The 12,181-nt window shown below is 59.1% G+C and carries 11 protein-coding genes; 7 read left to right on the forward strand and 4 right to left on the reverse strand.

Annotated elements, in window-relative coordinates:
* The first annotated feature begins 25 nt into the window (after positions 1–25).
* The 3 genes from HB375_RS00215 to HB375_RS00225 all read left to right on the forward strand — a co-directional run bounded on the left by HB375_RS00215 (position 26) and on the right by HB375_RS00225 (position 4,997).
* On the forward strand, positions 26–2,413 hold the full coding sequence (locus tag HB375_RS00215; protein ID WP_167670824.1) for a PIG-L family deacetylase: 2,388 nt from the start codon (positions 26–28) through the stop codon (positions 2,411–2,413).
* 410 nt (positions 2,414–2,823) lie between these two features.
* Positions 2,824–3,288, forward strand: coding sequence for a DUF2267 domain-containing protein (locus HB375_RS00220; protein WP_167670828.1), 465 nt, complete (start codon positions 2,824–2,826; stop codon positions 3,286–3,288).
* Positions 3,289–3,632: 344 nt separating this feature from the next.
* Positions 3,633–4,997: a nicotinate phosphoribosyltransferase gene (locus tag HB375_RS00225; protein ID WP_167670830.1), complete on the forward strand. Its 1,365-nt coding sequence runs from the start codon at positions 3,633–3,635 to the stop codon at positions 4,995–4,997.
* Positions 4,998–5,009: 12 nt separating this feature from the next.
* Here the strand turns inward: HB375_RS00225 and HB375_RS00230 are convergent, their stop codons facing one another.
* Together HB375_RS00230 and HB375_RS00235 are read right to left on the reverse strand one after the other, a co-directional pair.
* Complete coding sequence (locus tag HB375_RS00230) at positions 5,010–5,459, reverse strand: host attachment protein (protein WP_167670832.1); 450 nt, start codon at positions 5,457–5,459, stop codon at positions 5,010–5,012.
* Positions 5,460–5,507: 48 nt separating this feature from the next.
* The gene (locus HB375_RS00235) at positions 5,508–6,641 is read right to left on the reverse strand and encodes a hypothetical protein (RefSeq protein WP_246728274.1); all 1,134 of its coding nucleotides are present in this window, start codon (positions 6,639–6,641) and stop codon (positions 5,508–5,510) included.
* 44 nt (positions 6,642–6,685) lie between these two features.
* On the opposite strand from HB375_RS00235, the gene HB375_RS00240 reads away from it, so the two are divergent.
* Together HB375_RS00240 and prs are read left to right on the forward strand one after the other, a co-directional pair.
* Positions 6,686–7,375, forward strand: a complete 690-nt coding sequence (locus HB375_RS00240; protein ID WP_167670834.1) for a phosphoribosyltransferase — start codon at positions 6,686–6,688, stop codon at positions 7,373–7,375.
* 100 nt (positions 7,376–7,475) lie between these two features.
* Positions 7,476–8,960 carry a ribose-phosphate diphosphokinase gene (prs, locus tag HB375_RS00245; RefSeq protein WP_167670836.1) on the forward strand — a complete coding sequence of 495 codons (1,485 nt, stop codon included), beginning with the start codon at positions 7,476–7,478 and terminating at the stop codon, positions 8,958–8,960.
* A 15-nt stretch (positions 8,961–8,975) separates the two neighbouring features.
* Here the strand turns inward: prs and HB375_RS00250 are convergent, their stop codons facing one another.
* On the reverse strand, positions 8,976–9,326 hold the full coding sequence (locus HB375_RS00250) for an SPW repeat protein (RefSeq protein WP_167670838.1): 351 nt from the start codon (positions 9,324–9,326) through the stop codon (positions 8,976–8,978).
* Positions 9,327–9,400: 74 nt separating this feature from the next.
* On the reverse strand, positions 9,401–10,048 hold the full coding sequence (locus HB375_RS00255; protein WP_167670840.1) for a BON domain-containing protein: 648 nt from the start codon (positions 10,046–10,048) through the stop codon (positions 9,401–9,403).
* A 470-nt stretch (positions 10,049–10,518) separates the two neighbouring features.
* Between HB375_RS00255 and HB375_RS00260 the strand changes: the two genes are divergently transcribed.
* Both HB375_RS00260 and HB375_RS00265 read left to right on the forward strand, forming a co-directional pair.
* Entirely contained in the window at positions 10,519–11,307 is a 789-nt protein-coding gene (locus tag HB375_RS00260) for a helix-turn-helix domain-containing protein (protein WP_167670842.1), read from the forward strand.
* Between the two features lie 116 nt (positions 11,308–11,423).
* Positions 11,424–12,176, forward strand: a complete 753-nt coding sequence (locus tag HB375_RS00265) for a CBS domain-containing protein (RefSeq protein WP_167670845.1) — start codon at positions 11,424–11,426, stop codon at positions 12,174–12,176.
* Positions 12,177–12,181: the final 5 nt, after the last annotated feature.

Raw genomic sequence — 12,181 nt, forward strand, 5'->3', positions numbered from 1 at the left:
AATTCCATCGACGAAGGACATGACGATGTTGCGGGATCACGAACGGATCGCGAGAGAAATGGCGGATCCCGCTCTAGTGCGCCTGCATCGCAAGCTTGAGCGGCTGACCTCTGTTCTGACCGTCATGAACACAGGCGCGCATCCCGACGACGAGCACAACGGAATGCTCGCCGCTTTCCGTTTCGGATTCGGAATGCGCGTGACCATTCTGTGCTCAACGCGAGGAGAAGGAGGGCAAAATGCCATCGGCCCGGAGCGCGGAGCGGCCCTGGGAATCGTCAGAACGCGCGAACTGGAGGCCGCTGCGCAGGTTCTGGATGCCGATGTGATCTGGGTCGGCCATGGCCCTGACGATCCGATCCATGACTTCGGTTTCTCCAAGAACGGCGACGATACGCTCCGACGCTGGGGCGAAGACTTTCTCATCGAGCGCCTCGTCCGCGCATTTCGGGAGGAGCGGCCCGACATCGTCATTCCGACCTTCCTCGACGTGCCGGGGCAGCACGGCCATCACCGCGCCATGACGAGGTCCGCGAAGATCGCCGTTGAACGCGCCTCGGATCCGAGCGCATATCCGGACCACTTCACGGAAGGCTTAAAGCCTTGGCGCGTAGCCAAGTTTTATCTGCCCGCATGGTCCGGCGGCGGTATCACCTACGACGATGAGGTCCCCCCTCCCGAGACGACGGTCGTGGTTCGCACTCCAGGCTCTGATGCAGCAACAGGAGCGCCCTTCGCGCGGATCGGAGAATGGTCGCGAGCCAAGCATCTGACGCAAGGCATGGGTGTGTGGCGAGAGAACCCGCTCCAATCCTGGCCGCTCCACCTCGGCCAGAATCAAAATAGCGAGAGCGATATCCGAGACGGTCTGCCCTCAACCGTCGGCGCGGTGGCGTCCTATCCCGACGTTCCGCGGGAGGTCGCTTCTCATCTCCTCGCGGCTCAGCAGGCTATCGATGAGGCCACCGCGGCTTTCCCACACAGAGAGCGTATCGTCAAAGCAGCCCTTGCCTCTGCGCGCTCAATCGAGAGCGCTCTCGCCGCTTCTTCTCACCCGGTTCTCGATTCCCACGGCCATCGCCTCACGCGTAAGCTGCGAGAACTTGATGCTGTTATTTTGGAAGCGAGCGGCGTGCATGCTCGGGCATGGGTAGAACCGGCCGTCGTGCCGCCGGGCGGCAGAACCGCATTGCATATCGCGCTGGACGGTAGCGGCGAAAGTGTGTCCGTCTCCCCCCTCTCGCGGTCGAATGTCTCAGTCGCCTCACGCACGCGCCAACAAACGCATTGGTTCGATCTCGATATCGCGACAGACACAGCATTGACCAACCTGTTTCCGCCGCACTACCGCGCAGCCGGTGGAAACGGCGATCTTGCTGTTGTGCTCGAAGCAGAGATTGGTGGCCGAAAGGTGCAATCAACCGTCGACCTGGAAGAACCCCTGCGCATCGCGCCCGACCATTCCGTCGCGCTCGATCCAGAGACCATTCTCGTCAATCTCCAGACTGCGCCACAACCATTCACCGTAAAAGCCACTCTTCGCGCTAGCGAGGGCAATGTTGCGCTTAAGGCGCCGGAAGGCTGGCAGGTGGCTAGCAATGATAAAGGCCTGCTTGTGACGCCGCCGGCGAGCCTTACACCTGGTCTCCATCGGGTCGAGGCCTGGGCCGATGGGGCACCCGCCTATCGCTCGACCGAGATTGCCTACCCTCACATCGGCCGCACGGCGCATCTCACCCGCGAGGTCCTAAATGTCCTCGCCCTCGATGTCGCGCGCCACCCCGATACCCGCATCGGCTACGTAGGCGGCGGCAATGACAAGGTCGGTCTCTGGTTGAGCCGACTCGGATTCGATGTGACGGATCTGGACGGCGATGCCCTACAAAACGACCTGTCGCGCTTCACAACAATCGTCGTCGGCATCTTCGCGTTCGGTACGCGCCCGGATCTGGCGGCAGCTACACACAACCTGCACCGCTTCGTTGAAACGGGAGGGCACCTTGTCACGCTCTACCATCGCCCCACCGACGGCTGGGATCCGGCCAGAACTCCCCCGCGTCCTATTCGTATCGGCTCGCCATCGCTTCGCTGGCGTGTAACCGATCCTCACGCTCCCGTGCGGGTCCTGGCACCAACGCACCCGCTCCTCCTCGGCCCCAATCGCATCGGCGATGAGGATTGGGCGGACTGGGACAAGGAGCGGGGCCTGTATTTCGCCTCCGCTTGGGATGACAGCTATACGCCCCTGCTCGCAATGAACGACGCTGGAGAAAAGCCGCTCGAGGGAGCACTGATCTCGGGCGCAATCGATCGTGGCCGTCACACCCACGTCAGCCTTGTCTTGCATCATCAGCTCGACAAGCTCGTTCCCGGAGCATTCCGCTTGCTCACGAATCTCGTCCAGCCAACCTAGCTTCTTTCTTATGACACTTCCGGTGGAGGCGTTGGATGGATCGCCGGTCGTTCGAGATCGGGCGTCTCCGGTAACGGAGAGGGCACTGCCGGCGGCTCACTCAGCGGCGCGTCCGGCGGCACCAGACGATCCGACCGCGGCTCCGTCGGCGGCGGCGTCGGATAATACTCGTCGGGCGGCTCTCTTCCGCCGGCTGTCTGGCTCTGCGCCATCGTTGTCACCTTAACAGATCGGCGCTGAGCATCGCCGTAAACATCTCGCTCCCAGCCGAGCCGCGGTATCCCTATCGCCTTGCGTGCTCAAGGGGTCGTTGACATTTCGCAAGGCAAACAACCCATCCCGATGATGCCGTCTCTTACTGCCACCAAAATCCATCGCTGACCTGGGCTCCCCTTGAGCGGAGGTGACTGATGAGTGCGACAGGCCTCGAAGTCTTCGACAAGACGCTCCAAACCAGCAACACCTGGCTCGGTGAGACCATGGATGAAATCGGCCCCGACAGGGAACTCGCGTGGCACGCTTTGGGAGCGGTGCTGCACGGCGTTCGGGATTGGATTCCGGCGGAACTAGCGGTCCATCTCGGCGCCCAGCTGCCGCTTCTTGTGCGTGGGCTTTATTATGATCGCTGGCGTTTGGTTCAGAAGCCCGAACGTGGCCGTTCACAGCATGAATTTATCGAGCATGTGAGTGGAGAGCTGACCAACCAGCGCTCCGTCAATCGGGTCAAAGCTATTCAGGCCGTCTTTAATGTCCTGTCGCGACACGTCAGCGCGGGCCAACTCGACAAAGTTCGCCAAGCCCTACCTGAAGATGTTCGTGCCCTGTGGCCTATCACAGAACATGACCGATCGAGCAGCCAGCCCGTTATGGAATAATGATGGCCTTGATGGCGGAGCGTGCACAATCGGGGCCGGGTCAATCGACAGCCCCGCGTTCGGAGCGTTCTTCAGTTAAGCGGAGCAACGGAAAGCAAGTTCATGCCTGACACCCCTTCTCCATCGCCTCCTCCCCAACCTCAGCCCGATGTCCCAAGCCCGATGCCTGAGCCTGTGCATCCGGCCGCGCCGGAGCCCCCGGGCGTACCAGGAACTGGAGAGCCTTTGGGTATCCCACCTGGGCCGCCCGACGAAGGCCCTGGCCCCGGTGAGCCCCTTGGGATCCCGCCTTCAGTACCTCCTGAGGTGTAGAAGGGAGCGGCCCGTCTGGACGGAGCGGAGAGATGCAGACGTCGCATCAGGACGTCCGAGGCGGCTCAAGCGCTTCACTCTTTGTCGATCTCTATGAGATGACCATGCTCCATGCCTATCGTGAGTGTGGCATGAACGGCGTGGCCGCGTTCGACTTGTTCGTTCGCACCCTTCCGCCTGAGCGAAACTTCCTGATCGCCTGCGGCGTGAATTGTCTTCTGGACCAGCTAGAAAATCTCGCCTTTAGCGATCGTGACATTGGCTATCTGTCGACGCTCGGTCTGTTCCCGCAAGAATTCCTCGAAAACCTAAGATCGTTCCGTTTCACTGGAGACATTTTCGCGCTTGAGGAGGGAACGCCCTTTTTCGCGAATGAACCCATCCTTGAGGTCATCGCACCAATCGGCGAGGCTCAGATCATCGAAACGCTCGTCCTCAATCAAGTTGGACTGCAAACTCTCCTTGCCTCGAAAGCCGCCCGCGTCGTCGAAGCGGCGAAAGGGCGCCCGGTCGTCGACTTTGGCGGCCGACGCGCTCAGGGATTGGATGCCGCGATCAAAGGCGCGCGGGCGTTCTTCATCGCCGGAATATCTGCAACGTCGAATCTGGAAGCCGGAAGACAGTATGGCATCCCCGTGGTTGGAACGATGGCCCATAGCTTCATCGAGGCGTGCGCCACGGAAATCGAGGCGTTCAGCAGTTTCGCGACGGTATTTCCAACAACAACCCTCCTGGTCGATACCTACGACACGCTCGAGGGCGTCAGCCGTGTCGTAGACCTCGCGCGAGAACTGGGACCGGACTGCAAGATCCATGGAATCAGGCTCGATTCCGGAGATCTCGTGTCGTTGTCGCAACAAGCAAGATCCATTCTGGATGGAGCAGGACTGCACCATCTCCAGATCTTCGTTAGCGGCGGCCTGAACGAGAGTGAAATCTCAAGACTCCTCGCGGCGGACGTGCCAATCGATGCGTTTGGTGTCGGAACCGACATGAGTGTCTCGATGGATCTGCCCGCATTCGACATCGCCTATAAGATCGTCGAATACGAGGGAGTCGGACGAATGAAGTTCTCGCCTCGGAAGCGCACGCTCCCCGGGCGCAAGCAGGTCTTCCGCCACTATGCCGGCGGGATGGCCGAAAGCGACGTCATCGCCCGACTGGATTCAAGACAATCTGAAGGGACAGCACTCCTGAAGCCTGTGATGCTCGGAGGCCACCGGCTTGGGCCAAGTCCGCCGATCTCCGATATAAAGAATCGAACAAGTCGAATGCTGTCGGAGCTTCCGCGGGCACTGCGAACAGTCGCCCCGGCCATGACGCCCTATCCGGTCATCATAGACGAAGAGCTTCAGGACTATGAAAGAGAAATCGCGGCACGAGTGGCGACACTTTGACGGAACCTTTCTCTACGTCGCGATCAGATGTTGCTCGATTTCATAGACCGGGTGCTTCGTGAGGTCTTTGTTGACTTCCGCGAGGATGATTTTTCTCATCTGCTCAGAAAAGCGGCTGCGCAGTTCCGCCAGCGTACGCGGCGGGGCGGCAATGATTGCGGCCTTGACGCCACTCTCGAAACATATCGCCTCAAAGGCCTCTGCCACTTCATCCGCAAAGCGCTGCTCTGCGAGAGCGTGCCAGTCCGTCTGCTCAACCGCGCCTCGCTGGTCGAGCATGAATGCGCGCCCCGGCTTGTCCGTGCCCTGCTGAGCGGCTGGAGGATTTTCGGGCGCCTCAAGAACCTTGTCGACTTTCAAGTTAGGATAAAGCTCATCCCCCTCATTTCGGAGGACAAGTGCCTTTCGGCCATCGCTGACGAGAGCCAGGCCATTATGGGGAAGTCGAATTTTCGAGCTCATTCGCTATTCTCCGCGCATCCAGTAAGCCGGTAAATCGCTTGCACGACGTCATATCCGACAAAGCGCCGCTTCTGCGATCTTGAGATATCCCTTGGCCAATGGAAGCCACTTCCCTCGCTCCCGAGGAGCCGGATCCAGCAAGTGCGCCAGGGACAATCTGGCGCGCAGCGTCGCGAGCAGGACCCGATAGAGTGAGACCAGATCGCGAGGAATGTCCGCGCCAAGCAACCGAGCCACGTGATCCATCAGGAGTGGCCCGAAAAGGGGGGCGCCGAGGCGCGTGCACTCGATGTCGAGGAGGGCCAGTTCCTCGAAGGGGTCCACCAGCCGGAAATCTCTGTTGAACTCCAGACAGTCGAAGATAACGATCGGATCGTTGAGACAAATGTGCTCCGGCCGTAAATCACCATGACCGTCAACGACGTGTCCTGCTCTAACGCGTTCCTCGAGTTTGGGGCGGAAAAGATACAAGACTGCGTCGACGCGGGTGAGAAGTGCGTCGACGCGCGCTTGATCGAAGTCGAGCGGCGGATATGTCAGGACGTTCCGGTTGTCGACCATCTCGTCGGAAAACCGTCGGAAAGTTGCGTCACATGAGAGAATCGGACGTTCTGCCTTCTTGTAAAAATCAGCAAGCAATTGAGCCAGACGCGAAATGGCCTCATCATCCAAGCCTCCGCCCCGCAACAAGGCGTCAAGCATGCGTTCGGATGGTAGGCGGCGCATCACGACAAGCCATTCCACAATTTCCCCCTCCCCTCCCAAGGCAAGGAGATCGTCATCCGACCGGGTCAGCGACACAACGCCCAGATACACTCCCTTGGCAAGGCGACCATTGAGCCTGATCTCCTCGCGACAGTAGAGCTCCCGCGCCGCAAGCGTCGAGAAGTCGAGATAAGGGTAATGCACCGCCTTCTTCAGCTTGAAGACCCGATCCCCGGCTAAGAAGATCCAGGACATATGGGTCTCTTTCCACGTCACGTCCCGAGGCGCGTGAGGATAGGAGGAGGACTCGCTGAGAAAGCGCACCTTCGCGTCAAGCGTAACGGCGCGCTTGTCGCCTTCTCCTGACGAGGGCGTCATCTCTCCGACGGGCCGCGAGACCATTTCATCAAGAGAGACAATCTCAGCCGACATACCTTGATTATCATCAATATCCCTGTGCTTGCGCCGGATATTCATACCCAGCAGGCGCGTGAGCGGGAGGAGAGGATAATTATATTCGCATGAACGAGTTTCATGATCGAACGAGCGCCGGACGCCTTCTGGCGGTAGAGCTTGCTCGAATGGAGTTGGACAAGCCAGTTGTTCTCGCGCTTCCTCGGGGCGGGGTTCCTGTCGCGTTCGAAATTGCGAAGGTGCTGAAGGCGCCCCTTGACCTTCTCCTCGTCCGCAAAATCGGCCTTCCTGCCCAGCCCGAACTGGCTGCAGCCGCCGTCGTGGATGGAGAGCGCGTTGATATTGTTCTCAATGACGAGGTTGTTGCCTGGGCGGGGCTCGACAAAGAAACCATCGGGGCCCTCGCTCAGCGGGAGCTGAAAGAGATCGAACGCCGCCGCAGAATTTATCTCTCTAACCGACAGCCTACCTCCGTGACCGGCCACACTGTCATTCTTGTCGATGACGGAATCGCGACTGGAACGACCGTCAGAGCCGCACTGAAAGCCCTCGCCCGGCGCGGCGCAGCGCATCTTGTTCTCGCTGTCCCGGTTGCTCCGGCGGACACCGCCTTGTCCCTGCGGGGGGATGTGGACGATGTGGTGAGTCTCCTCACACCCCAATCGTTCTTCGGCATAGGCGAATTCTATCGCGACTTTCACCAGCTGTCAGATGATGAGGTTCTCGCCTACCTGCGCGAAGCCTCACATTTTGCAAGTTCGAGCGAGGAGGGAGAAGTCGACCATTCGACGTCTTAGGAAGGGCGAGAAGCCACCTCGCGAGATTGAGAAAAGTCAGCTTCTCGCTACGCGATAATCCATACGCTTACACCCCATATTTAATCGGCGCGGCGCAGCGGTGACCACTTTCGCGGCAACTGATCCAAAGCTTCGGAGACTTTTTGAACGGCTGGATTTCGCACCCCAGCCCCGGGACTCATCGCTCTCGCGGCTCCTGACGTACTGGATAGAACGACGCAAGAACGTCATCGCACCTAAACCCGCCGAGATCGCGGTATCCGATCTGGGCGACGACGGGGCAAATGCCTTCATTTTCCGCTTTGCTCCCCATGGAGATGATCTATCGCTGATTTTCGGAGGGGCGACCCTGGAATCGCTCGTTGGACCGTGCGATCCAGGCGCGATCATCCTGACCGATGCCTCGGAACGGCGCGAAGCCGTGCGCTTGCGGCGGCTGGCCAATCTCGTCAGGGAGCGCGCTGAGCCGGTCCTCGCAGAATTCGTCATCAGCCGACGAGACGGCACGAGGGCAAGTGTTGAGATCGTGGTCGCTCCGCTCGCGAGCGACGGCCGCACTGTCGATGGTCTTTTTGGCGGTGTGGCTCTGCACCATATCGAGGCGCCACTCCACGCGCCGCATGAATTTCGTCTGGCCCCGCCCAGACATGGACAACTTCTCTTCGCGCTCTCCTCGGCTACCGCCATGGGTGAGCATATCGCGCGTCACCTCGGCGCCCCTCTTCAGAGGCATGAGGAGCGAGAGTTCGAGGACGGCGAACATAAAGCGCGCCCTCTCGTCGATGTTCGTGGCAGCGAGGCCTTCGTAACGGCCGGCCTTCATGGCGGAGATGGGCAGAGCGTTAACGATCGGCTATGCCGGCTGCTGTTCTTTATCGGTGCGCTTAAGGAGTCTGGCGCGAGCCGCGTGACGGTATTGGCGCCTTATCTGTGCTACGCTCGAAAAGACCGCCAAACGAAGCCTTTTGACCCCGTGACCACTCGGTATGTCGCCCAGCTGTTCGAGGCAGTTGGAACGGATCGGCTGATTACGATGGAGGTACATAATCTTGCAGCATTTCAGAATGCCTTTAGATGCGACACCGAGCATCTAGTGGCCAATGAAGTCCTGGCTGCGCACATTGTCCAAACGACCCGTGGCGCCCCGATGGCCGTCGTATCGCCGGACATCGGGGGAGCGAAGCGAGCAGAAACCTTTCGTCAAGACCTGGAAAAACTCTCGGGACACTCTGTCTCGAAGGCCCTTTCCGACAAGCAGCGGAGCATGGGGCAGTTGTCAGGAGATCTTTTCGTCGGCAACGTCGCCGACCGGGTCGCAATCATCCTCGACGACCTTATCAGCACGGGCGCTACGATGGCGAGAGTGGCCGCCCAATGCCGTAATCACGGGGCGAGAAAGGTCATCGTCGCCGCAACGCACGGCGTAGGCGGCATGTCGCTGATCGATAACCTGACGCAGCCGACGATCGATCACGTCGTCCTGACAAACACCATCCCGCAGCCTTCCGTACTAGTCTCAACCCTCGCGGATCGCCTGACCGTTCTCGACGTATCAGCGATCTTCGCACAATCGATCAGACGATAATTGAATGGGCCGCGCCTACGACGCGGCGTAAATCCTTTGCAGTTCGAGGGCGGACAGAACGACAATGCCAAGTCCCACAATCAGATGGACCCACATCGCCGAGATCGTGCCGAAGAACCCTAATAGCCACGGCGATGCGGCGGTCCAAAGCCCGACGATCAGATCTATCCATTCCTCCCAGTCATACGCTTGGGACAAGGACGAAAGAGAGATGAGTGCTATCAAGCCGCCGCAGAACCAGGCGTTCCAGGCCGCAATTGGTACGGAGTTAAACCCGAGGAACCAGGGGGAGAGAAACAGAATGCCGCCGAGGATCGCACCGGCTATGCCAAATGCAATATCGATGCTCCGTGCGCTGATTTGCATAGGACACCCCACCTAAACACCGAGATGGGTGATCCTAACACCGGGACAGCGAGCCGCGCTGATCAATGTCAAGGTCACGCCACGATGAGCCTGTCCTCAACCGCCTTGACGCCCGGTGCGGACCAGGCGGCCCGCTCAATCACAACACGCTCGTACCAATCGTGGACCTTCCCATCCAAGATGACCCTGTCATCTTTCACGGTGACCTGAACTGCATCCGCCTCGATCTCGGCGCTGCGTTTGAGCGCATCCATGATTTTCTGCTTCACGTCAGGGGCCTGGAGGTGAGGCTTGATTTCGATCATATTCGCGACGCCCACTACCCCTGACAGCTTGCGAACCGCGGATTCGGCCGCAAGTCTCTGGTATTGCCATTCCACCTGCCCGGTCAGCGTCACCCAGCCCTTCTGCACCTTCAGATGAATCTTTCCTTCAGGGACACGGGCATCCCACGCGATGATATTGAGCGCTCGCATCGCAATCTCATCGTCAGAGGTCTTCCTGTCGGCCGGGTATCGAACCTCGATTTCTTCGGCAACCGCGCGAACCCCCTTCACTCTCTGGACGGTTCGCTCTACCGAGACCTTCTCAGCATAACTTCCGACATGCCCACTCAAGGTGACAACGCCATCTTCGACGGCAACGCCGATATGGGCAGCGTTAATGCTCGGCTCAAAATCGAGCTCATCCAGAACGAGTTGACGCAAACTCCTGTCGTCCATCACCCTCTCCATGCAGTCTTCACTCAGGATATCGACGCGAAGGACTTTGGCGTCGTTTGTGTTTAGTCAAACTGATCTTCCTCAATCATTAAAAAATTTCGCAATCCCAACAATCACTTCGCACCGTTTTGCATGCGGCGTTTCGCGCTTACAGCTCCTTTAGAGAAGCTTGGCCGCTATCTCTGATATGCCCTGAATCCGAAATACCTTCCCGCTCTGCGCGAGCCGCGAAAGAACACCTCTGATTTGCGTCAATTTTGCACTAACGGAATGAGTTTATATATTTGCATCGATAATGAAGGGACCGGATAACCATGTGTTCACGATAACCTTGCGCGGCGGTAACGCACCGTCGCGAGGCTAGGCTCGTGTTACAAAATGTTACAGATCGATCATCAGCCGTTACGCAATGACCATTAAGAAGCGCGCTTTTAGGCGCCGACTCGGAGAGATTCTCCGAGGGTAACGCGATGGTGTATTCCGCGAGCGCGTCGGTCGACCATTTTCCTGGAGCTTCCCACCAGGCCAAGCTGACATTGGAGATAGTTTTCGGTTCCCGCGTCCTCGAGTTCTGTCATGCGGGGCACAGCGTTTTTTGGGAGGGCGATGTGGCTTCCGATGCGTTTATGATCGGCGAGGGATTGCTAAGGCTTTATAGAATTCTACCCGACGGCCGGCGGGCCATCACAGGCTTTGCCTTTCCCGGCGATGTTCTTGGTCTCGCTTTCCACGACCGCTATCTCTATACGGCTGAAGCCGTCACCGACGTGCGCCTGCGCCGCTTTCCACGTCGCCGGCTACACGCGCTCGCGACAGACTGCCCCTATCTCCATCATGATATTCTCCGCGTGATTGCAGGCGAACTCGAGGCCGCTCAAGAGCAGATGGTCTTGCTTGGCCAGAAGAGTGCGGAGGAGCGTGTCGCAAGCTTTCTTTTGATGAACGCCCGCCGCGTTGGAAAGGGGCAAGCGGTACCGATCTCCTTCGACCTCCCCATGACCCGCCTCGACATGGCAGATTACTTAGGCTTGACGATTGAAACTGTCTGCCGCGCCGTCACAAAACTCAAGCAGGCCGGCCTGGTCTCGATGGAAGGCCGACATAAAGTCTTCTTGCATAACCCGGCCGAACTCTCTCGCTTCGCTGGGCTCGACGATTTCGAGCTGGCGCATCCTCCCTGGCCGAAGCCGGCCCTGCCTCCCGTTGAAACTGACCCAATCGAGACAGGGGAGCCGGGGAGGGGCGGTTTCCATCAGTAGGATTTCTCCGCGCGATCAGAAAATTCGAATTATCAGCTTGGCTGATTGACCGCGATCAAAGCGGTGCGGCCGACGTCGGCTACACTTCCTCCCGTCGATAGAGACGGGAGACATCGATGCACGCGGCCGACCTCATGACGCGCGAGATAGTCAGCGTTACGCCTGAGACATCGTTGGCGAGCGCAGCCGAGATCATGCTCGAGAAGCGGATCAGCGGGCTTCCCGTCATCACCATCAGCGGCGACCTAAGCGGCATTCTGACGGAAGGGGACCTTCTCCGACGCTCCGAGCTCGGAACGGAGAGGAAAAGGCCACGCTGGCTGGAATTGGTCCTCAGCCCAGGGCGTCTGGCTCACGAATACGTTCAAGCCCATGGCCGTAAGGTTGCGGATGTCATGACTCAGTCCGTAACGACCGTTGGCGAGAAGGCCCCCCTGGAGGAAATTGTTACGCTCATGAATGAGCGTAACATTAAACGCATCCCCGTCGTGCGAGACGGAACGGTCGTCGGGATCGTCAGTCGGGCTGATATCCTCCGTGCGCTCGCCGCGACCCTTCAGCAAAGCCCTCTCCCGATCGATGCGGTCGACAGCGAGATCAGAGAAGCGATTCTTCGCGAACTCAAAACCCAATCCTGGGCGCCCATCGCCCTGCTCAACGTCTCCGTCTCCGGCGGCGTCGTGGACCTATGGGGGACATTGCTTGATGAGCGGGAGCGGCCAGCGGTCCACGTTGCGGTCGAAAATATCCCCGGCGTGAAAGCGGTTCGGGACCATCTGGTTTTCGTTGAACCTTACAGTGGGTTCATCGCCTACCGGCCGGATCTCTCTTGTGAGGGTTCGGATTCCACCCCGGCCGGGCAATCTTAAGAAGG

This window comes from Microvirga terricola (assembly GCF_011777495.1).
Taxonomy (GTDB): Bacteria; Pseudomonadota; Alphaproteobacteria; order Rhizobiales; family Beijerinckiaceae; genus Microvirga; species Microvirga terricola.

Bases quoted from the DNA above. Each gene is read 5' to 3' on its own strand.
- HB375_RS00255 (WP_167670840.1), bottom strand. From the start codon at position 10,048: ATGGACGACAGGAGTTTGCGTCAACTCGTTCTGGATGAGCTCGATTTT.
- HB375_RS00230 (WP_167670832.1), bottom strand. From the start codon at position 5,459: ATGAGCTCGAAAATTCGACTTCCCCATAATGGCCTGGCTCTCGTCAGC.
- HB375_RS00215 (WP_167670824.1), top strand. From the start codon at position 26: ATGTTGCGGGATCACGAACGGATCGCGAGAGAAATGGCGGATCCCGCT.
- HB375_RS00260 (WP_167670842.1), top strand. From the start codon at position 10,519: ATGGTGTATTCCGCGAGCGCGTCGGTCGACCATTTTCCTGGAGCTTCC.
- HB375_RS00240 (WP_167670834.1), top strand. From the start codon at position 6,686: ATGAACGAGTTTCATGATCGAACGAGCGCCGGACGCCTTCTGGCGGTA.
- HB375_RS00235 (WP_246728274.1), bottom strand. From the start codon at position 6,641: ATGAATATCCGGCGCAAGCACAGGGATATTGATGATAATCAAGGTATG.
- HB375_RS00265 (WP_167670845.1), top strand. From the start codon at position 11,424: ATGCACGCGGCCGACCTCATGACGCGCGAGATAGTCAGCGTTACGCCT.
- HB375_RS00225 (WP_167670830.1), top strand. From the start codon at position 3,633: ATGCAGACGTCGCATCAGGACGTCCGAGGCGGCTCAAGCGCTTCACTC.
- HB375_RS00220 (WP_167670828.1), top strand. From the start codon at position 2,824: ATGAGTGCGACAGGCCTCGAAGTCTTCGACAAGACGCTCCAAACCAGC.
- HB375_RS00250 (WP_167670838.1), bottom strand. From the start codon at position 9,326: ATGCAAATCAGCGCACGGAGCATCGATATTGCATTTGGCATAGCCGGT.